Here is a 20,603-nt window from a genome sequence, read left to right as displayed (position 1 = left end):
CGACGCATGCTTGCAGAGGCCCAGCCGACACTGCGCGCCCGCGTGCCTTGTGGTGCGAGGTCGGCGCTGTGAGCGGTGTGCTGGTGCACGAATGGCTCGCTCCGAGAGGCGGCTCCGAGAATGTCTTCGAGGCGCTGAGCCGGGTCTTCCCGGACGCAGCCCGCTATTGCCTGTGGAATGAAAGCGAAGGCCGCTTCGTCGTCGATGGCGAGACATGGCTGGCCCGCACACCGCTGCGCGGACGCAAGGCCGCAGCCGTCGGTCTGATGCCGCTCGCCTGGCGGACTCTTCCGGGCGTCGATGCGGACTGGATCCTCACGAGCTCGCATCTCTTCGCACACCATGCGAGATTCGCGGGCTCCGGGCGCGGCGCCCCGAAGCTCGTCTACGCCCACACCCCGGCGCGCTACATCTGGAACCCCGAGCTCGATGTGCGCGGCGACACGTTCGCCGCGAGGGCCGCCGCGAACATGCTGAAGGGGCTCGATCGCAGGCGTGCTCAGGAACCGGTCGCGATCGCCGCGAACAGCGTGTTCGTGCAGAAGCGCATCGCCCAGGCGTGGCATCGCGAGAGCACGGTGATCCACCCTCCCGTCGATGTGACGGCTTTCCTCCGTGCACCGGAACCGGACGAACGCGATGAGGCCGCCCTTGCGCTCCTGCCTGAGACATTCCTCCTCGGCTTCTCCCGGTTCATTCCCTACAAGCGCCTTGATCTCGTGATCGAGGCCGGCATCGCCGCCGACGTGCCCGTCGTTCTCGCGGGTGCGGGACCGGACGAGGCACGTCTGCGCTCGTTCGCCGAGGAGCGCGCACCCGGTCGGGTCTTCTTCGTGCGGTCGCCGGGAGCGGAGCTCTACCGGGCGCTGCTGCAGCGCTGCATCGCCCTCGTCTTCCCCGCGGTGGAGGACTTCGGCATCGTCCCCGTCGAGGCCATGGCAGCGGGCCGACCGGTGATCGCCCCCGCCGTGGGTGGGACGGGCGAGACGATCGTCGACGGCAGCACCGGCGCGTTCGTCGAGCACTGGTCGACCGACGAGCTGCGCCGTGCGGTCGAGGTGGCCGCCGGCGTCTCACCCGAAGCCTGCCGAACGCAGGCGGAGAAGTTCTCCGAAGCCGTGTTCGCCGATCGCATCAGGGAGTGGGTGGCGGAGTCTGTCGACGGCGCACGCCAGCCGGAGACGAGGAGCGCGTGACCGTTCTCGTCGACGACCGGTATCGCGGCACGCACGGCATCGGCCGCTATGCCGCGGAGGTCCTCCCCCGGCTGTCTCTGCCCTGGGCACCCCTGCATCTCGGTGGCACCCCGTTCTCCGCGGTCGACGCGTTCCGCTCCGTGGGTGCCGCCGCCGCTCCCGGCGCTCTCGTCTACTCGCCCGGCTACGGTGCGCTCCTCCGTGCTCGAAAGCAGCTGCTCACGCTGCACGATCTCATCCAGCTGAGCGCCCCGGGGCTCGACCGCTGGAAGTTCGCGGCCTACTACTCCGGTCCGGTCAGAAGCGTCGTCCGCAGAGCAGGCGCCGTGCTCACCGTCTCCGAGACATCGGCCCGAGCGCTTCGTTCGTGGGTGAACGACGACGATGTCGAGATCGTCAATGCGGGCAACGGGTGCTCTGACGCCTTCCACCCCCGCGCAGGCGCGCTGCAGCAGTCCGATCCCTACGTGCTGTTCGTCGGCAACGGCCGCGCCCACAAGAATCTCGACGTGGTCCTCGACGCCCTGGTCTCGGCGCGCGACGTGCGCCTCGTCGCCGTGGTTCCCGAGCGCGAGATCGCCGACCTCGAGACCAGGGCCACGCAGCGGCTCGTCGACGCCCGAGTGCGCTGGGTGAGCGGAGTCGACGACGAGAGGCTCGCCGATCTCTATCGGGGCGCTGCGGCGACCGTGATGCCCTCGACGCTCGAGGGGTTCGGCCTTCCGGCCCTGGAGTCGGTCCGCTGCGGCACCCCTGTCGTGTACTGGGCAGGGTGCGAATCGGTCGCGGAGATCGTCGGAGACCGCGGTCACGCGGTGTCCTCCCCCGGCGATGCGCAGGAGTGGGCGCACGCGTTGACCGAGGCCGTGGCCGCCCGGCGACGGGTCGCACCACCCGAGGGCTACGACTGGAATCGCACCGCGGGGATCGTCTCTGAGACGATCACCCGACTGCTCGGCTGACTAGGTTCTGCGTCGCTCGACCGACCAGAGGAAGTCCTCGAGCGAATCGGTCTTGCGCTCCCACGATGCGGAGGATGCCGCGTCCATGCCGGCGTGGTTCGGCGACGGGTGTCCCAAGGCGCGTTCCAGCGCGGCATCCGCACCCCGGTCGTCGTCGTACACCTCGATGCCGAGATCGGATGATTCGCGGATGCCGGGCGTCTCGCGCGCCACCACGGCCAGACCAGCCGCGAGGTATTCGTAGAGCTTCATCGGGCTGCGGCCGGCATTGAGCGGACTGTCGGAGAGCGGCAGAAGGCCGACGCGCGCCGTGTGCAGCAGCGCCGGAATCTCGGCGTAAGGAACGGGCCCGATGATGTCGACGTTCGACGGCACCGTGTGCGGCGGGCGGGCGTCGGGACCGGCGATGACGAAGCCGACGTCTGGTCGTGCTCGCGCCCAGGCGACGACGCGCTCCCAGTCGAATCGGCCGTCGAGCGCACCGACGTAGACGCACCGCGCCGCACGGGCGCGATCCTCGCCGACCTGCGGTGCGAAGCGGACGACCTCAGCGCCGTTGCCCAGCACGAGCGAGGGGGTGCCCAGGGTGCCGAGTCCGCGCAGGACTTCGTCGGAGGTGGCGATCACGCCGTCGACCTCGGCGAGAATGCGTCGCTGCAGGGCGTGTTTCACCCCATCGGGGTACAGATCGGTGGGCCGATAGATCACACGATGCGAGAGCGATCGCACAGAGGCGTCCCACAGCAGCGGCTGATCGATGAGCACGGCGTCGAATCCCCCGGCGATGCCTTCGTGCTGCAGCATCCGGGCGACGCGGGGAGCTCCGACCGGCGCTGGCAGGATCGTGCGCGGGACGACCTGCAGCACCCCGTCATCGTCTCGCCGAGCGCGACGTGGCACGCCTGCCAGCTGCTGACGATCGACCCGTCCGGTCAACCGATGGATGAGCGAGATCGGGGTGCTCAGATGCACGACGTCCGCTCCACGTTCGGACAGCACACGGGCGTAGTGGTGGCTGCCGACACGGAAAGCGCCGAAAGGATGACTGTGCGAGAGGAACAGGATGCGCGCGGGCGCGGCTCGCACCGCCGAGTCGGTCATGCTCGCACCCGACGCACAGTGTCGCGGATCTCCTGCTGAATGCCGTCGAGCGTCGCCGCCGCGATGCGCACGCGTGCGGAGACCTCCGCCGCGCGTTCGGGCGCAGGGAGAAGCGCCGCGCGCATGCGCGTCTGGTCGCTCGCGGACGAGTCGACCGAAACGCCGTGCAGCCCGATGGCCGCGAACGCCTTCGTGATCTTCATCGTGGGGCCGGGAACCAGTTCGACGGGAACCGCCCCGCTCAGAGCGGCGAGCACGAGCACGTGCATGCGGTCGCTGACGACGACCTGCGCCGCCTCGTAGCGCTGCCGGAGGCTCTCCTCCTGTACGAGGGGATCGGTATCGCCCCAGGCGTCGAACTCGCCGCCGAGCAGCTGCGCGAGCTCACGCGCTCGGCTCTCGTCTTCGCGCACCTGCACGACGGTGCGGATCGAGAGGCCTGCACGCTCGGCGGTCTCACGCACTGCATCCAGCCACTCCGCATCCGGCAGCGGGCGCGCACCCCGCAGACTCACCAGCAATTCGGAGCGCTCACCCCAGGGGAGCCCGGCGCGTGTCCCCGCCGAGAAGCCGATGTCCGGTGCGAGCCTGCCGCACCGCGCGGTCGCCAGCGTCGCTTCGTCACGCCACAGCGTCACCTGCGAGAGGCGAGCCGCCAGGCGATGAATGGCGAGAGCAGGCCACGAGGGCGCACGGATCCCCCTCGGTGGACGGACGACCACCCCGCCCTTGAGTCGGACGATCAGAGTCTCGGCCAGGAAGACGAGCTCCCTGAGACCGTTGCCGCGGTCGAGCGGGATCTCTCCCGCTTCGAACACCAGCACGGGGTGACGCGGAGCCAGAACGAGAAGCCGGAGCCAGCGCGGCACCGACTTCTTGGTCCGCAGCACGAGGGACCCGGCAGGCACACCCAGTTGTCTCAGCCACACATCGGGTGCATCTCCGGTGTAGGCGACCAGCTCGTCACTCGTGCCCACCGCCCATGCGAGCGTCTCGCGGCGGATGAGCGCGTCGCCGAGGTTGCCCGCGGGGCCCGTGAGCGACACGAAGGTTCGAGTGGCGCGGGGCGCTCTGGACGATCGTGGAACCCGGCGGCGCATGAGGTAAATCTAGTCTGTTCGCCGAGGCGAGCCGTTCACGGATGCCGCGCGCTGTGGTGCTGGCGCGCCGCGTGCTCAGGGTGTCGTCGCGCCGGTTCCGGGATCGAAGACGGGCGGCTCGGTGATCGGCGGGGTCGTGGGCTCCGGCGTCGGCTCGGTGGGCGGCGTGCTCGGCTGGGGCTCGACAGGCACTTCAGGAGCCGGCGGGGTGACCGGCTCGGGCTCCGCCGGCTGGGAGGGTCGCGGCTGCGACGGGGAGTCGTCGTAGTCGGGCTCTTCGGTCTCGACCGGCAACACGCGCGTGACCGTGACGGGAGCACTGACCCGCACGCCATCCTCGTTCTCAGCGGTCACCGTGTAGACGACGGTCTCGGTCGCGCAGGAGAACGGCACGGCGCGATCGGTGAGATTCGCCGGCAGGGCTGCGGCGAGCGGCAGCTCGAGCGCGTCGACCTGGGTCTCAGCCGCCGCGATCGCGACACTCTTGGCATCGTCGATCTGCCAGCTCAGCAGCACCTGACCTTCGGCTTCTTCCGAGGCGCACTCGACAGTGGCCGTGTTCGCGGTGAAGCTCTTGATCACGGGGTCCGCCGCGGGGGTGGACGGCTCGGGCGTCGGACGCGCGGACGGCTCGGCGCCGACCGGTGCCGCGACGCTGCTCAAGGTTCCGATGATCGCGCCGGCGGCCACCGCGAGAAGCACGGCGACGCCGGAGAGCACCATCAGCAGGACGCTGCGCTTCCTCGTGCGCCTCTCTGCCCGACGATGCCGGTCGCGCCGGGCGAGCGCGCGCGGCTCCTTCGCTCCGGAAGACAGCGCTTCAGCTGCGGATGTGCCACCCGCCGCGCGAAGGCTCTGCTGCTCGACACCGTCGGCATCGAAGCCCACAGCGATGGGGGCGTTCTTCGTCGAGGGCCTGGGCGCCGAGGCTGCGCCGACGGCGTTGGACCCCGGGTTCTTGGTCCAGGCGACGTACTCGTCGATCACGTCGTCGGTGGGGCCATCGGCGATGAGCTCGCCCTTGTGCACCCACAGCACCCGCTCGCAGGTCTCCTTCAGCGAACTGGTCGAGTGGCTGACGATCATCACCAGACCGGCACTGGCGCGCAACTCGTTGATGCGTTTCTCGCTCTTGGTCCTGAATCGCCGGTCGCCCACGGCAAGCGCCTCGTCGATGAGGAGAATCGAGTGCGCCTTTGCCGACGCGATCGCGAATCGCAACCGCGCCGCCATGCCTGAGGAGTACGTGCGCATGGGGTGATAGATGAAGTCGTTGAGTTCGGCGAAGTCAGCGATCTCGTCGACGTGCTCGGCCGCCTCTTCCGGAGTGAAGCCCATCGCCAGCAGTCCGAGGCGGATGTTGTTCTCGCCCGAGAGCTCAGGCACGAGAGCCGCGTTCACTCCGAGCAGCACGGGGCGCTCTCTGGCGAAGATGCGCCCCTCCGAGGGCGGGATGAGCCCGGTCATCGCCCGGAAGAGCGTCGACTTGCCCGAGCCGTTGTGCCCGACGACGCCGATCGACTCACCCTCCGTGGCGGTGAAGCTCACCCCGCGCAGCGCGGGGACGGTCTGCAGGTCCCGTCCGCCTTTGAGTGAGCGCAGACTGAATAGGGATTCGCGGGTGGTCATCCGCTTGCCCGATGCGTACACGCGGTAGTTGATGTGCACGTCGTCCGCCACGATCATGGCGCGGGGCACCTGATCGGCGATGACGGTCTGCTGGCCGGGGAGAAGGAGATCAGTCACTGAGGCCATACTTCGGTTCGGCTTGCCAGAAGTAGATCACGCCGCCGACGATGACCACGAGGGCCCAGATCGGAGCAGCGATCCACGCGAGCAGCGGAGCGGTGTAGCCCTCGAGCAGGACGTCGCGCGCGATGGCGATGAACTCGTAGATCGGGTTGAGGTGCACGATGGTGAGCAGCGTCGGGTAGTCGGCGAGCGCTCCGTCGACATCGAAGAAGATGCCGCTTGCGTAGAACAGCACACGGGTCACGATCGGGATCAGCTGCTGGACATCTCTCGTGCGCACGGAGACTCGAGCGACGACGAGCGCCACCCCGAGGTTGAACACGCCCATGACCGCGAAGACCGGGACGATGAGCAACCATGACCAGGAGATCGGCTCGCCGAAGATGAGCAGAAGGATGCCGAGTAGCAGAACGACCGGGATCATCCGCATCGCCTGCTCGGCGATCACGGAGATCGGAAGCAGTATGCGCGGGAAGCCGAAGCTCTGCACGAGCTTTGAGTTGCTGGTGATCGCCTTCGAGCCGTTTCCGAAGCAACCGGTGAAGAACTCGAAGACGAAGACGCCGACGATGAGGAACTGCACGAAGTTCTCTGGCCTCGCGGCGCCCGAGAGGATGAAGTGGAAGATCACGCCATATGTGATGGCGAGCGAGAGCGGCTTGAGGACGATCCAGAGCACGCCGAGGCGATTCGGCAGCAGACCCGAGATCAAGCGGCTGCCCGCGAGCCGCACTGAGAAGGCACGAAGTCGCCACGTCTCTGCCAGATAGTCACGCAATCGGGGGCGTGTGCCCACCTCAGTCAGACCGGCGGTCGCGGGCACAGCCATCGCTCCCATTCGGAATCCTCTACCTCTCTCTACCCCGATGCGCGGTGAGTGTGCACCCGGGCGGCATATCGGATTATGTTACCCCACACGCCGATTCCGCCACCCGGGAGGCGACTCAGTCGCGGCCGTAGATGTCGCGGGTGTAGATCTTGTGGGCGACGTCGTCGAGCGCATCCGTCGAGCGATTGGCGATGATGACATCGGCCCGGGCCTTGAACTCGTCGAGGTCGCGCACGACCTCCGAGTGGAAGAACTCGTCTTCGTCGAGGGACGGCTCGTAGACGACCACCTCGACGCCCTTCGCCTTGATGCGCTTCATGATGCCCTGGATCGACGACGCCCGGAAGTTGTCAGAACCCGACTTCATGACGAGGCGGTAGACGCCGACGGTGCGGGGCTCTCGGGCGAGGATGTCGGTGGCGACGAAATCCTTACGGGTGCTGTTGGCATCGACGATCGCGGCGATGAGGTTCTGCGGCACCTTGGAGTAGTTCGCGAGCAGCTGCTTGGTGTCCTTCGGCAGGCAGTATCCGCCGTAGCCGAAGGAGGGGTTGTTGTAGTGCGACCCGATGCGCGGGTCGAGTCCCACGCCCTCGATGATCTGCTTGGTGTCGAGCCCGTGAACGACCGCATAGGTGTCGAGTTCGTTGAAGTACGCCACGCGCAGCGCCAGGTAGGTGTTGGCGAAGAGCTTGATCGCCTCGGCCTCTGTCGACTCGGTGAGCAGCACCGGCACGTCGGTGGCGATCGCGCCCTCGAGCAGAAGCTCGGCGAAACGCTCTCCGACGGGGCCTCGGTCTCCGACGACGATCCGCGAGGGATAGAGGTTGTCGTGCAGCGCCCGCCCCTCTCGCAGGAACTCCGGGGAGAAGACGATCTTCGACTCCGGATGTGCCGCCTTCATCCGCGCGGTGAACCCCACCGGCACGGTCGACTTGATCACGATCGCGGCATCGGGAGCCACCGCGAGCACGGTGTCGATGACGTTCTCGACCGAGGACGTGTCGAAATAGTTGGTGACCTCGTCGTAGTTCGTCGGCGTCGCGACGACGACGAACTCGGCACCCCGATAGGCCGCGTCAGCATCGACCGTCGCGGTGAGGTCGAGTTCGTGCGTGGCGAGGTAGTCCTCGAGCTCGACGTCGGCGATCGGCGAGACCCGACGACTGAGCATCTCCACCTTCGCAGGGTCGATGTCGACGGCGAACACCTCGTGGTGCTGGGCGAGGATGACGGCGTTGGACAGGCCGACGTATCCGGTCCCTGCGATGGCGATCTTCATGCCCTCAGGCTATCCCGACCCGCGGATAGACTCGTCCGCGATGACACTGCGCCCTCTGCTCACCATCGTCATGCCGGTCTCGGGTGACGATGCGACCGTCGCGACTGCTCTCGAGAGCGCCCTCGCGCAGACCCTCGTCGACATCGAGATCATCTGCGTCGACGATGCGTCGACCGACGGCACCGCCGCCGTGCTCGAGCGGTTCCGGCAGCGCGACCCCCGCGTGCGCGTCGTGCGCCATGAGCACAACCTCTCGGCGTTCCAGGCACGCCGCACCGGGGTCCTGGCGGCGAGCGCCGAACGCGTGATGTTCCTCGACGGCGACGACGAGCTGACGCCGGATGCCGCAGCGACCGCGGTCGCGCAGGCCGAGGCGACGGATGCCGACATCGTCGGGTTCGGCGTCACGGTCGTCGAACGAGACGGCCGCACCGGCAGTCCCTACGAGGTGCGACTGCAGCCGCCGCAGCATCCGCTGATCGGCAATGACGTTCTGAGCGGGCTCTTCCCGGTCGGCAAGCCGGCACAGGGCCAACTCTGGCGATTCCTGTTCCGCACGAGCGTGCTGCGCGAGGCATACTCCCTGGTGGCCGACGACCTCTCGCTCGCCCGCGTCAACGACCTCCCGCTGCTCTTCCTCGCGGCGGCGATCGCGACCAGCTACACCGCCGTTCCCGACAAGCTCTACCGCTACCATTTCGGGCGCGGCGGCAGCGGCCATCGCGTCGACACCGTCGGACGCGCGCAGTTCTATACGGGGGCGATCACCTCGGTCGATGCGATCGGGCCGGCTGTCGAGGCACTCGCCGCGTCACATGCCGACCCGGCCCTCGTCCGCGACACCTACGAGTCCGTGCGCCTGTCGATCATCGGGTACGTGTGCTTTCAGCTCGTCGAGCACAGCGACGACGCCGTGCTCGACAGCGCTCTCGCGCATCTGCACACCGTCGCGAGCGGAAAGGACATCGTGCATGCAGCCGCGCAGTTCTATCCGGGGACGCTGAAAGCCCTGAAGTTCCACACGACGTGGCAGGGCCCGCCCGAGGGTTCTGCGCGCAGCATCCTGCTCGTCACGTCGACGCTGCGCACCGGGGGCGTCTCGGCCGTGCTCACCTCGCAGGCGCGATATCTGCACGAAGCGGGTTATCGCGTGACCGTCGTGGCGCGCAACGGCGGGAGCGACGCGAGCGTGCTGCCGGTCGGCATCCCGTTCATCGAGCTGGCCTCACGTCAGCTCCCCGCTCAGCTCACGCAGTGGGCTGAGATCTGCCGAGCGCAGGAGGTCGATGTGATCATCGACCACCAGGTGCTCTACATGGACACCTGGCCGGAGTTCGCCCTCGTGGCGCGAGCCGAGGGCGCGGCGACCATCGGCTGGCTGCACAACTTCGTCGCGCGCCCCGTATACGACGGCAACGATCGACTGACGCTCATCGAGCGGTGCAGCCCCACTCTCGCCCAGCTCATCACGCTGTCGCCACTCGATGTCGCCTACTTCCGGCTGCGCGGCATCGACCACGTCGCGTACCTGCCGAATCCCCCGTCGCCGCTGATGCTCGAGTCGGCGGCTCACTCGGGTGCGAAGCCCGCGCCGTCGGGTCGGCTCGAGCTGGTGTGGTGGGGACGACTCGAGCAGCGCACCAAGCAGGTGCGGGAGCTCGTCGAGGTGGGCGTGCAGCTGCGCGCTCTCGGTGTGCCGTTCAACCTCACGATCATCGGCCCCGACTGGGATGACGTCACCGCGAAGAAGCTCAACACGCTCGCACGGCGGCGGGGCGTCGGCGACGCCGTCACCGCCGTCGGGCCGCGGCGAGGAGCTGCCCTTGTCGCCGCGATCGACGCTGCGGATGCGTTCATCTCGACGAGCATCATCGAGGGGTACCAGCTCACGATCGCCGAGGCACAGGCTCGGGGGCTTCCGGTCTTCATGTACGAGCTGCCGTGGCTCACCCTCGTGCAGGAGAACCAGGGCGTCGTCGCCGTACCTCAGGGCGACGCACGGGGGCTCGCCTCCCGGCTCGCCGAGACGCTCGCGGATCCCGAACGCTATGCGCAGCTGTCGCTGGCGTCGTTGGATGCTGCGTCACGGGCTCGCGAGGATGATTTCTCTCAGCTGTATGTCGACCTGGTCACCGGCGGTCTTCCACCGAAGTTCGCACCGCAGCCGGCTCTCGATGATGCGCGGCAGCTGCTCGGCCTTCTGGTGTTCTTCGCCGAGCGCGCGGAGGGTCGCACCGTCGCGTCCACGGACTCGGCGACATGGGGCAAGCGCATGTGGCAGTCCGCGGCACCACTCGGGCGCGCAACCCTGCGGCGCCTCCCCGGACTCCAGCCGCTCGCACACCGCGCGAAGGGGTGGCTCGGCGCGCGCTGAGGCCCGACCGCGGGCGTTACGCCACTGCGTCCATCGCCGCACGGATTCGTGCGGTGAGGTCTGCGATCTCGGCGCGGGCGACGTTCACCGCTGGTGCGAGCGTCGGAAGGTGTGTCTCGAATCGAAGGGCGAAGTCGCCGAACTGGTCGTACCGACCGACGAGGTCGCCGAGACCCACCGCCGCCAGCAGGCGGGAGATCTTATGCGGGTCGCTTCCCGAGCCGATCGGGTACGCCCCCTCGGTCGCGCCCATGATGAGGCCGTGTGCCCGGTCGCTGACGACGGCGAGCGACTGCCGATACACGCCGCGCACGTATTCGTCGAGCACGTCGTGCCGCATGCTCGAGGGCATCACGTACTCGCCGCCGAGAGCGCTCGCGAGGTGCACCGCTCGCGGCGCGTCACGCGCCACCTGCGCCACGGTGACGATCCGGGTCTGCGTCGCAGCCGCGAACGCGCGCACGTCCGCGAGCCACTCCTCCCCCGGCCAGGCGCGGTCGAAGCGCATCGTCACGGCGATGAGCGGCCGCTCGGTTGCCGGCGCCCAGTCGTCGACAGACGCACCCTCTGAGTACGCCCAGTCCGGCGCGAAATCGCCGAAACCGGCACCATCGCGAGACCCCAGGTCGCGCCACGACATCACCGAGGCCTCACGCATGACCGGATCAAAGGCGACACCCTGCAGCCTGTCGACGTTCTTGATGCCGATGCCCGCGAAGATCAGCGCCCCTCCCGCGTCGAGAGCGCGCGCACACTCGGCAGCACGCGCCAGGACAGGAAAGTGACCCGTGCGCGGGTTGATCTCACCGGCGTTGAACGCAAGCACCGGACGAGCCGTCGCGGCTTCGGCAGCTGACCAATCCGCTCGAGAGTTGTAGACGGTGAGGTCGGTCGCAGGCGCGAACCCCGCCATGAAGTCGCTCGTCGCTTCCCCGAGATGGAGATGCACATGCCGTCCCTGGCCTCGCAGAGCGGCGAGATATGCCAGCCGCAACGCAGAGTCACCGAGGTTGTCGTCCTGCCCGCTGAGGTGGGCGAAGACATGCTGAGTCGGTTTCACAATCACTGCACCCCACTATATGGTGGCTCTGTGTTCTCCGTGCCCGTTCCCAGGACGGGGGCAGCGACTGAACAGGGCGCGACAGAGGCTTCCGTTCCGACGGTGCTCGTCACCTCCCGTCCCCCTCGTCATCGGGTCGACTATGTCGACCAGCTCATCGGCGACGACTCCGAGGGGCGAGCGCCGAAGGATGCGGTGTTGGAGTTCCGCACCGATCCCTTCCGCGCACACGGGGTGGATGTGATCCATCTGACCGATATCGCCACGGTCCTCGGAGACCATGGTGCCCGTGCGCGCACGAGGCGCGCGAAACGCTTCGTCAGGTTCCTGCGGCGACGACGCATCGCACTCGTGCGAACACTCCGCGGAGAGGAGGCGAATCGCGGCATCTCTCGAGCAGAGGCCATCGTGGACGGCGCCGCCACCACGGTGCTGGCCTTGTACCCCATGACCGCGGCGGATGGACGACCGGCGCAGGTCGTAGCCCACAGTCACCTGCGCGACCGGTTCCTCGGCTTTCCTCGGCAGGAGTCCGTGCCAGGGCGCCTGCTGATCACGGCGGTCACGACCCTGCATCCATCGTGCCGAACCGCGCTCGCCGTGTTCGGCATCGCAGACCTCCCCAACTGGACGCTGCGCGTCGCAGGCAAGGTGCCGGTCGGGCACGAGGAAGCGTACATGCGCACCGTCGCTGATCACCCCGAATCGATCTCCTTGAGGGACGAGCTCATCTCCGATGCCATCTGCGTCTCCGAGGTGAGTCAGGCCGAGATCGTGATCATCGGCGAAGCCGAAGCCTACGGGTCGCAGAGCATCCTCATGCTCGCCCTGTCCCTGGACCGACCGATACTCGTCGAAGACACGGATCAGACACGGTCGCTGGCCGAGGAGGTAGGCGCCTCCTGGGTGCGACGTCACACCGGTCCGCTGACCGCCGATGTTCTCGAGAGAACACTCGCCGCGTTCCGAGCGGATCCTCCCACCGGTCGACCGAACCTCGATTCGCGTGCCCCCAACCTGATCAGCGCGCAGTACAGCGCCGTCTATCGCGGCGCCGCAGCGGCGCGCTGACCCGCACCCACTCCTATGACGACGCCCACCACTCCCCTCGTCTCGTTCATCATCGCTGTGGACGCAGCCGCAGACGCCGTCGACCGCAGCATTCGGTCCTGTCTCGCGCAGTCGCTCGCCCAGATCGAGGTCGTGTGCGTCCTCGCCGACGGGTCCGACTCCGTCGCGGCAGACCTCTCGTCCGATGAACGCGTCGTCATCATCATCGAGCCTTCTGATTCAGCTCACACGCAGCTCCGTCGGGCGGGCGTCGGAGCTGCGAAGGCGCCGTACGTGCTGCTGCTCGAACCGGGAGACGCAGTGCAGCGTGGCACGGCGCTGCGCCTGCATCGACGCGCCGAGGAGACAGGTGCTGAGCTCGTCGGATTCGCCCTCGATGCGACAGAGCCTCGCCGCCACCGCGGGAAGCGCTCTGCCGACGCCGGCCACCTTCACGGAGCCGACATCCTCCGCGCCCTCGTTCCGCGAGACACTGCGGCCGAGCTGGATATCTCGCGTCACCTGTTCCAGACTCGCCTGCTCAGACAGGCATACGCCGCAACTGCCCCTGACCACCTCGTCGATGAGCGCGCCACCGTGCTCCTCGCCTATGCATCGGCCGCCTCGTACGCGGCCGTCAGCACGGTGGAACATGTCGACCGTGCGTCCCACAGCACTGTCGAGGCTGCGCCGGAGCGCCGCTTCGAGCGAGCACTGCATGGCATCACCTCGTTCCAGGCCGTCGAGGCGATCATCCGGGAGCGGGCACGTCACAGCTCCGACCCCGAACCGCTGCTCGACGGCTACTCCACGGCCTATCTCACCGTCATCGGGGAAGCGCTCGACGCCTTCGCCGCGCTACCAGAGGAGATGCGCGCTCGCGGGTATGAGGAGTTGCGTGCCTGCGTCGCCGACTTCGACCTCATCTCGTCCGCCGTGACGTTCGCTCCCGACGCGATCCCGGCGGTCATCGCTCACGGGGAACGCCTCGAACTAGGTCGCACTCCGGTGCGCAGCGTGCTGTTGACGACCAACGTGCTGACCACGGGCGGGGTCTCCGGCGTGCTGCTCACCCAGGCGCGGTTCCTGATCGAAGCGGGGTATCGGGTGACGATCGTCACGCACCGCGCCGGGAGCGCCGAGTCGCTCGTTCCCGAGGGGGCGACGCTCGTGCAGCTGAGCGGCACCAGCCGACGTCAGCGCGTGACGCAGTGGGCGCAGCTCTGCCGCCGCTTCGACGTCGACGTGGTCGTCGATCACCGAATCCTGTACTCGCGCGACTGGCCGTCTTTCGCGCTGGCCGCCCGCACAGCGGGGGCGGCGACCATCGGCTGGGTGCACAACTTCGCCGGGCGTCCCACTTACAACGGAAACGACCTGCAGTCTCTGTTGCAGACCCACCTTCAGGCGCTCGCGCATCTGGTGGTGCTCTCTCCACTGGATGTGGCGTTCTGGAAGCTACGGGGCATCCGCCATGTGAGCCACCTTCCGAACCCGCCGTCGCCCTTCCTCCTCGCCGCAGAGGGAGCACGCGGCGAGAAGCCGGCGCCGATCGGCCGGCGTCTGGAGCTCGTCTGGTGGGGTCGACTCGAAGAGCACACCAAGAAGGTCACGCAGCTCGTGGAGGTCGCGTCGGCACTGCAGCGGCTCGGGGTCGATTTCCGCCTGCGGATCGTCGGACCCGATTGGGCGGACATGAGTGCGGATCGCCTGCGGGCTCTCGCGGCGGCCCGAGGAGTGGCCGAGCGTGTCGAGGCCACTGGGCCGCAGCACGGCGCGGACCTGCTCGAAGTGATCGACTCGTCCGATGTCTTCGTCAACACGAGCATCATCGAGGGCTACCCTCTGACGCTGCCCGAGGCGCAGTCGCGCGGCCTTCCGGTCGCGATGTACGACCTGCCGTGGCTCTCCCTCATTCAGGGCAACGCGGGAGTCATCACCACCCCCCAACAAGATCCCGAAGCTCTCGCCGGGGCGATCGCCGACCTCGCCGCCGATCCGGCGCGATACGAGTCGATGTCCCGCGCCTCGGTGGCAGCGGCTGCCGACGCGACCTCGCACGATTTCGCTCAGCTCTACCAGCAGCTGCTGCGCGGGGAGCTCCCGACCGACCACTCCCCCGAGCCGACGCTGGAGGACGGACGCAAGGTGCTCGAGCTCCTCGTCTTCTTCGCCGAACGAAGCACCCCACCCCCTCGTCCCGTACCGGATCGGTCACCGACGATCACCCCCGCGCTCCGCACTCAGTCGCGAACTCTGGCTCTCGGCAGTCGCATCGAACGCCGGCTGGCCCCGCTGGGCCGACGCGTCATCGATGCAGCCCCGTGGCTGCGACCGGCAGCGACGAAGGTCAAACGCATGCTTCTGCGCCGATAGCGAGAGACCACATGAACGCGACTCCCCTCGTATCCATCGTCGTCCCTGTCTTCAACGACGCGGACGTGATCAGCAGCGCACTCGACAGTTGCGTTCGGCAGACTCTCACAGCCATCGAGATCATCGTCGTCGACGACGCGTCGACGGACGACACCGCCGCGATCGTCGAACGCCACATCGCGAGCGACCCTCGTATTCGACTGATCCGTCAGGAGCAGAACGCGTCGGCGTATCAAGCACGTCGCACCGGGATCCTCGCGGCGAGGGCCGAACACCTGCTCTTCCTCGACGGCGACGATGAGCTCGCCGAGACCGCCGCCGAGGCGGCGCTCGCGAAGGCGACAGCGACCGGCGCCGATCTCGTGCAGTTCGGGGTGGATGTGGTGCATCTCGACGGGAGCACCGGCGGGCTCTTCGAGTCGCGTCTGCAGCCGAAGCACCCGACGCTCTCCGGAAGCGACGTGCTGCGTGAACTCTTCCCGCTCGACCGCCCCGCCCAGGGGCAGCTGTGGCGTTACCTGTTCCGCACGCGCATCCTCGCCGATGCTTACGCCCTCACGCCTGCAGATCTCGTGCTGCCGAGGGTCAACGACCTGCCGATCATGTTCCTCGCAGCATCGCTGGCCAGACGCCTCGAGTCGATCCCCGACCGTCTCTACCGCTATCACTTCGGGCGCGGCGGGAGCGGTCGGAAAGTGCGCGATCTCGCCACCGCTTCGTTCTACGCGGGCGCCATCCGATCAATCGATTCGATCGAGCCCGCGGTTCGACGGATCGCCCGCACGAGCGACGACTCCGATCTCGTGCTCTCGAGCTACGCATCCGTCCGGCGCGCCATAATCGGCTACACCACTCGCTATCTTGCGGAGCACACGCGAGTGGATCTGCAGGGTGCGGTGTTCGCCGACCTCTTTACGCGTGCGTCTGCCGGTGACATCGTGCAGTCCACCGCACTGCACTGGCCCAAGGCGATAGACACACTCGCCGCGCACGGTGACGCGATCCCCCTTGCACCTCGGACGGTGCACAGCATCGTTCTCGCCACCAATCACCTCCGCACCGGCGGGATCTCGGGCGTCGTGATCTCTCAGGCACGTGTGCTGCAGGAGGCCGGGTTGCGGGTGACGATCGTCGCGCGTGAGGCGGGGAGCGATCTCTCGAGCCTTCCGGCCGGGGTGGGGTTCGCTGAGGTGTCGGCGGACACCCTCGCCAGCGCGATCGCCCAGTGGGCCGAGGTGTGCGCGCACCATGAGGTGGATCTCGTGATCGATCATCAGTGGCAGTACTCGACGTCATGGCAGGCCTTCGCCCTCGCGGCGCGCGCAGAGGGGGTCGCCACCATCGGCTGGTCGCACAACTTCGCCGGCCGATCGCTGTTGCTCGGTCTCGCACGACTCGAATCCGCCCCCCGCTATTTTGCTCTGCTCTCGCATCTCGTCGTGCTCTCCCCCCTCGACGTCGTCTTCTGGAAACTGCGAGGGATGCCGCGCGTGTCGTATCTGCCCAATCCGCCGTCCCCGAACCTGCTCACCGCTGGGATCGTGGCCGCCCCGAGACGCGCGCCTGCCGGCCGGCGGATCGAACTCGTCTGGTGGGGGCGCCTGCAGGAGCGAACCAAACGTGTGAGCGAGCTGATCGACGTGGCTGAGCACCTCGACCGGATGGGCGTCGATTTCAGGCTGCGGATCATCGGCCCTGACTGGCGCGACATGACGGCCGGCCGGCTGAACGGACTGGTCAAGGAACGGGGACTGGGCAAGAGAGTCCAGGCCGTAGGACCCCTACATGGCGCAGCGCTCCTCTCGGCGATCGACTCCTCCGACCTCTTCGTGAACACCAGCATCATCGAGGGCTACCCGCTCACCATTCCCGAAGCGCAGTCGCGCGGTCTCCCCGTCGCGATGTACGATCTGCCGTGGTTGGCCGTGACCCACGGAAACGACGGCGTCTCGGCGACGAGGTGGGGGGATGCTGAGGCGCTCGCCCGGCGGGTCGCCGAGATCGCTGCCGATCCATCCCGCTACGCACGCATGTCACGCGCGTCGCTGGTCGCGGCTGGTCGCGAGCTGTCCCACGACTTCCCCTCGTGGTACCGCGAGCTGGTGTCCGGCACGCTACCGTCCGCGCTGTCGCCTGAACCGACTCTCGCCGACGTCCGGCAGATCGTCGACCTGTCCATCATGTTCGCCGAGCAGCATGCGGCAACGCGCGCGCCTTCTCGAAGCACGAGGCAGCGCGACGGAGGCGAAGACGCCGGAACGAGCAAGCGGGGTGCGTTCGCACGACACATCTGGCGAAAGATGACCCCCGCGGCGCGGGCTGTGCTCGCGCGCGCACCATGGCTGAGGCCTGCCGCTGAGCGCGTGAGGCGTGCGATCGCCTCGACATGAGTGCGGACGACATCGAATAGCATCAGACAGAACGTCATATATCAGGGGGAATCGCGAGTGTCGGTAGCAGGATTGAAGAAGACGGCGCGGGCTCAGTACATCGAGGCACGCCGCGTGTACGCCACGGGCGCGTTGCTCAGGAGCGGGATTTTCGACCACTCCTACTACTCGGAGATCTTCCAGCTCAAGGGGCTGACACCTCGACAGGCGCTGCAGCACTATCTCGCTCACGGCATCGGATCAGGGTATTCACCACACCCGCTGATAGAGATCGAGTTCTTCCCCTCGACCATCCGTAATGCGACTCGCGCGCGAGACGGCCTGGCGACGTTGCTCAGCTATCTGCGCAGCCCCAACGCGCGAACACACGCATGGGGGCCGTTGTTCGATCCACGACTCACAGATGAAGACCCCCTCGAGCTGATCTCCCGTCTCCGCCCGGACCAGCTGCTCCCCGTCCCCGAGGGCTTTGCGGGCGCCGTTCCGACTTTCGGTGAGGCACGCAGGGCGGCCCTCGATTTCGCGGAGACCCACCGGGACCAGATGGCCGCCGCGCTGCCTCCGCGACGCAAGAGCTGGGATCACAAAGAGACACAGCAGTGGATCACGAGCATCACATCGGCGGGTGCGCCCTCGCGGGCGCTCGTCTCCGTGATCATGCCGGTTCTGAATCGAGCCGATCTCGTGGGTGTGGCGATCGAATCCGTGCTCGCGCAGACGCATGATCAGTTCGAGTTGATCGTCGTCGATGATGGGTCGACCGACAACACGCGTGACGTCGTCGCGGAGTACGCCCGCACCGACCCTCGGGTGCGCCTTCTCGCGGGGCCACACGCGGGCGTCGGAGCCAGCCGCAACACCGGGCTGGAACAGGCACGCGGCGAGTTCATCGCGTTCCTCGACAGTGACAACAGCTGGACCCGCAGATTCCTCGAACTGTCGTTGGCTGCCCTCGACGCGGCTCCCGACGTCGTCGCGTCCCATGCAGGACTGCGACTGCACGGCGACGACGAGGTCGCCTATCGAGGAGGCGATGCGCAGCTCTCCGACCTTCAGCTCGGAAACTCCGTCGACCTGAATGTGCTGGTCGTCCGAGCGCAGGCCCTGCAGACCACTGGCGTCTTCGACGTCACGCTGCGCCGCTGGGTGGACTATGACCTCGTCCTTCGGCTGGCGAAGCTCGGACGTCTCGAATACCTCCCGTTCGTCGGATGCGAGTACGACAACAAGAGTGCCGACGGGCGTATCACTCAGAATGAGTCACAGCATTGGCAGTGGGTCGTCACTGAGCGCAACCTCATCGACTGGCAGGCCACGCGCCGGTCCGTCGTAGATCGCGTCGCCGATCGCACGAGTCTCGTGACTGTCGTCGCCGGATCGACAGGGCATGCAGCTCGCTCGATCGACCGTCTCCTGCATTCCTTCGATGACGACCTCGAGGTCGTCATCATCGACAACGGTTCACGTGCTGCGGTCGGTCGGCATCTGACCCTCCGTTACATGAGCGAACCGCGAGTCCGGTACGTTCGCCTCCCGGCGAACAACAACTTCGCCCTCGCGGCCAATTACGGATTCTCCCTCACCACGGGCGCCCAGGTCGCGTTCCTCGACCCTGATGCGGATGCCCGAGACGGTTGGCTCGAGGCACTGTCGACGAGGCGGCGGGAGCGCGGGGCAGCCGGTGTTCAAGCCCTCCTGGTGAACCGGGACTACACAGTGCAGCACGCCGGCTATGCCTTCTACGATGAGCTGCCCCTGCCGAGTGGGCTTCTCGCGAATCTCACAATCGACGACGCCGCAGTCGTACGGACTGATGACCTGACCGCCATCAGCGCCAGCGCCAGTCTTTTCGACGCCGCGATCTTCGCCGAGCTCTCGGGGTTCGACCCGATGTATGCGAATGGGCTCGAAGACGTGGACTTCTGCCGCCGGGCGAAGCGGGAGATGCCCACGGCTCGATTCGAATGCGAACCGCGAGCGATCGTCGTTCATCAGCCGGGCACCAGTGCCTATCGCGAACGCCGACAGGTGCAGAATCGCCGCACCTATCTCGAGCGTTGGCACGGACAGAGCACACCCGACGACCGAGACCGCTACGGCGCTCTGGGTATGACGGTCGCCGGCTTCGCGCCGACCTTCAGCCCTGGGCAGCCGACGGCCAATCCAGTGCTGCTGAGAGAGTCGCGTCGTCTGGAGACCGCATCCGCGACATCGCCCACGCAGTTGCGCTGGGCCATCAAGACCGGCGTTCCGTGCACGCGGGGCGGCGATCACTGGGGCGACATCCCGTTCGCGGCCGATCTCGCACGTGCACTCAGGTCTCAGGGGCAGCAGGTGGTCACGGATCGGCACGAGGCCTGGACCCGGTCGACCTCGTACCTCGACGACGTCGTGCTGACACTGCGAGGACGCCACGCGATCCCTCCGCAGCCCGGGGCTGTCAACATCCTCTGGGTGATCAGCCGACCGGAGCTGGTGACTGTCGACGAGGTTCGCGGATACGACCTCGTGTATGCCGCCTCGGAGAAGTGGGCCGCGTGGATGTCGGCACGCTCCGGTCGAACCATCGAGCCGCTTCTGCAGGCGACGTCGCCTGAACGCTTCCGGCCCGACCTGGACCCGGTCAGTGAGCCCGACGATCTGATCTTCGTCGGCGGAAGTCACGGGCACGAATTCGGACGCGCCATCGTGGGGATGGCTGTGCAGGCCGAAGCTCCTGTGGGCCTCTGGGGTCCCGGCTGGCACAAGTTCGCGCCCGAGCGGTATGTGCGCGATGGGTATCTCGACACCGATCGCCTGCCGCACGCCTACAGGTCGGCGAACATCGTTCTCAATGACCACTTCTCCGACATGGCGGAATGGGGTTTCATCAACAACCGCACGTTCGATGCCCTCGCCTGCGGAACACCGCTGATCAGCGACGCCATCGACGGCCTCGAGATCTTCGAAGGTGCCGTGGTCGTCGCGGACTCGGTTGAGCGTATGCGCGAGCTCGTCACCGATCGAAGCTGGATGCCGTCGACCGAGCAGATGACCGAGATCTCGTCGAGGATCCGAGCGGATCACTCGTTCGACTCACGCGCTCGCACGCTTCTCGCAGCGGCGCTGTCGCGGCGCAGCTGACGCTTGTA

13 protein-coding genes are annotated in these 20,603 nt (G+C 67.5%); 7 read left to right on the top strand and 6 right to left on the bottom strand.

Annotated elements, in window-relative coordinates; genetic code table 11:
* Window positions 1-68 precede the first annotated feature (68 nt).
* Both RU09_RS06560 and RU09_RS06555 read left to right on the top strand, forming a co-directional pair.
* The gene (locus RU09_RS06560; RefSeq protein WP_042538740.1) at window positions 69-1,196 is read left to right on the top strand and encodes a glycosyltransferase; all 1,128 of its coding nucleotides are present in this window, start codon (window positions 69-71) and stop codon (window positions 1,194-1,196) included.
* Window positions 1,193-2,158 carry a glycosyltransferase family 4 protein gene (locus tag RU09_RS06555; RefSeq protein ID WP_042538738.1) on the top strand — a complete coding sequence of 322 codons (966 nt, stop codon included), beginning with the start codon at window positions 1,193-1,195 and terminating at the stop codon, window positions 2,156-2,158. Before RU09_RS06560 ends, RU09_RS06555 begins: the two co-directional genes overlap by 4 nt.
* On the opposite strand, the gene RU09_RS06550 is transcribed toward RU09_RS06555, so the two are convergent.
* From RU09_RS06550 to RU09_RS06530, 5 genes are all read right to left on the bottom strand, one after another.
* A complete protein-coding gene (locus RU09_RS06550) occupies window positions 2,159-3,259 on the bottom strand; it encodes a glycosyltransferase (RefSeq protein WP_042538736.1) in 1,101 nt (366 codons plus the stop codon).
* Complete coding sequence (locus RU09_RS06545; RefSeq protein WP_042538734.1) at window positions 3,256-4,305, bottom strand: polysaccharide pyruvyl transferase family protein; 1,050 nt, start codon at window positions 4,303-4,305, stop codon at window positions 3,256-3,258. The genes RU09_RS06550 and RU09_RS06545 overlap by 4 nt, the downstream gene beginning before the upstream one ends.
* A 129-nt stretch (window positions 4,306-4,434) precedes the next feature.
* A complete protein-coding gene (locus RU09_RS18675; protein WP_231567484.1) occupies window positions 4,435-6,105 on the bottom strand; it encodes an ABC transporter ATP-binding protein in 1,671 nt (556 codons plus the stop codon).
* Entirely contained in the window at window positions 6,098-6,949 is an 852-nt protein-coding gene (locus RU09_RS06535; RefSeq protein ID WP_052492885.1) for an ABC transporter permease, read from the bottom strand. The genes RU09_RS18675 and RU09_RS06535 overlap by 8 nt, the downstream gene beginning before the upstream one ends.
* 106 nt (window positions 6,950-7,055) lie before the next feature.
* Window positions 7,056-8,222 carry a nucleotide sugar dehydrogenase gene (locus tag RU09_RS06530; RefSeq protein ID WP_042538732.1) on the bottom strand — a complete coding sequence of 389 codons (1,167 nt, stop codon included), beginning with the start codon at window positions 8,220-8,222 and terminating at the stop codon, window positions 7,056-7,058.
* Window positions 8,223-8,262: 40 nt separating this feature from the next.
* Between RU09_RS06530 and RU09_RS06525 the strand changes: the two genes are divergently transcribed.
* Window positions 8,263-10,596, top strand: coding sequence for a glycosyltransferase (locus RU09_RS06525; RefSeq protein WP_042538869.1), 2,334 nt, complete (start codon window positions 8,263-8,265; stop codon window positions 10,594-10,596).
* Between the two features lie 16 nt (window positions 10,597-10,612).
* Here RU09_RS06525 and RU09_RS06520 read toward each other — a convergent pair whose 3' ends face one another.
* Window positions 10,613-11,662, bottom strand: a complete 1,050-nt coding sequence (locus RU09_RS06520; protein ID WP_042538729.1) for a hypothetical protein — start codon at window positions 11,660-11,662, stop codon at window positions 10,613-10,615.
* Window positions 11,663-11,758: 96 nt separating this feature from the next.
* Here RU09_RS06520 and RU09_RS06515 point away from each other — a divergent pair, with 96 nt between their 5' ends.
* From RU09_RS06515 to RU09_RS06500, 4 genes are read left to right on the top strand one after another with little or no spacing between them, the layout of a single operon-like run.
* Window positions 11,759-12,727 carry a hypothetical protein gene (locus RU09_RS06515; RefSeq protein WP_042538727.1) on the top strand — a complete coding sequence of 323 codons (969 nt, stop codon included), beginning with the start codon at window positions 11,759-11,761 and terminating at the stop codon, window positions 12,725-12,727.
* A gap of 15 nt (window positions 12,728-12,742) precedes the next feature.
* On the top strand, window positions 12,743-15,082 hold the full coding sequence (locus RU09_RS06510; protein WP_042538725.1) for a glycosyltransferase: 2,340 nt from the start codon (window positions 12,743-12,745) through the stop codon (window positions 15,080-15,082).
* Window positions 15,083-15,093: 11 nt separating this feature from the next.
* On the top strand, window positions 15,094-17,472 hold the full coding sequence (locus tag RU09_RS06505) for a glycosyltransferase (protein WP_042538722.1): 2,379 nt from the start codon (window positions 15,094-15,096) through the stop codon (window positions 17,470-17,472).
* A 57-nt stretch (window positions 17,473-17,529) separates the two neighbouring features.
* Entirely contained in the window at window positions 17,530-20,595 is a 3,066-nt protein-coding gene (locus RU09_RS06500; protein WP_156145886.1) for a glycosyltransferase, read from the top strand.
* The last annotated feature ends 8 nt before the right edge of the window (window positions 20,596-20,603 follow it).

Source organism: Microbacterium sp. MEJ108Y (genome assembly GCF_000834175.1).
Taxonomy (GTDB): Bacteria; Actinomycetota; Actinomycetes; order Actinomycetales; family Microbacteriaceae; genus Microbacterium; species Microbacterium forte.
Note: the sequence above shows the minus strand (reverse complement) of the source record. Positions and strands in the feature narration are given on the sequence as shown.

Excerpts from the sequence above, each read along its gene's own strand:
- RU09_RS06550 (WP_042538736.1), bottom strand. The coding sequence starts at position 3,259 with ATGACCGACTCGGCGGTGCGAGCCGCGCCCGCGCGCATCCTGTTCCTC.
- RU09_RS06535 (WP_052492885.1), bottom strand. The coding sequence starts at position 6,949 with ATGGGAGCGATGGCTGTGCCCGCGACCGCCGGTCTGACTGAGGTGGGC.
- RU09_RS06530 (WP_042538732.1), bottom strand. The coding sequence starts at position 8,222 with ATGAAGATCGCCATCGCAGGGACCGGATACGTCGGCCTGTCCAACGCC.
- RU09_RS06525 (WP_042538869.1), top strand. The coding sequence starts at position 8,263 with ATGACACTGCGCCCTCTGCTCACCATCGTCATGCCGGTCTCGGGTGAC.
- RU09_RS06510 (WP_042538725.1), top strand. The coding sequence starts at position 12,743 with ATGACGACGCCCACCACTCCCCTCGTCTCGTTCATCATCGCTGTGGAC.
- RU09_RS06505 (WP_042538722.1), top strand. The coding sequence starts at position 15,094 with ATGAACGCGACTCCCCTCGTATCCATCGTCGTCCCTGTCTTCAACGAC.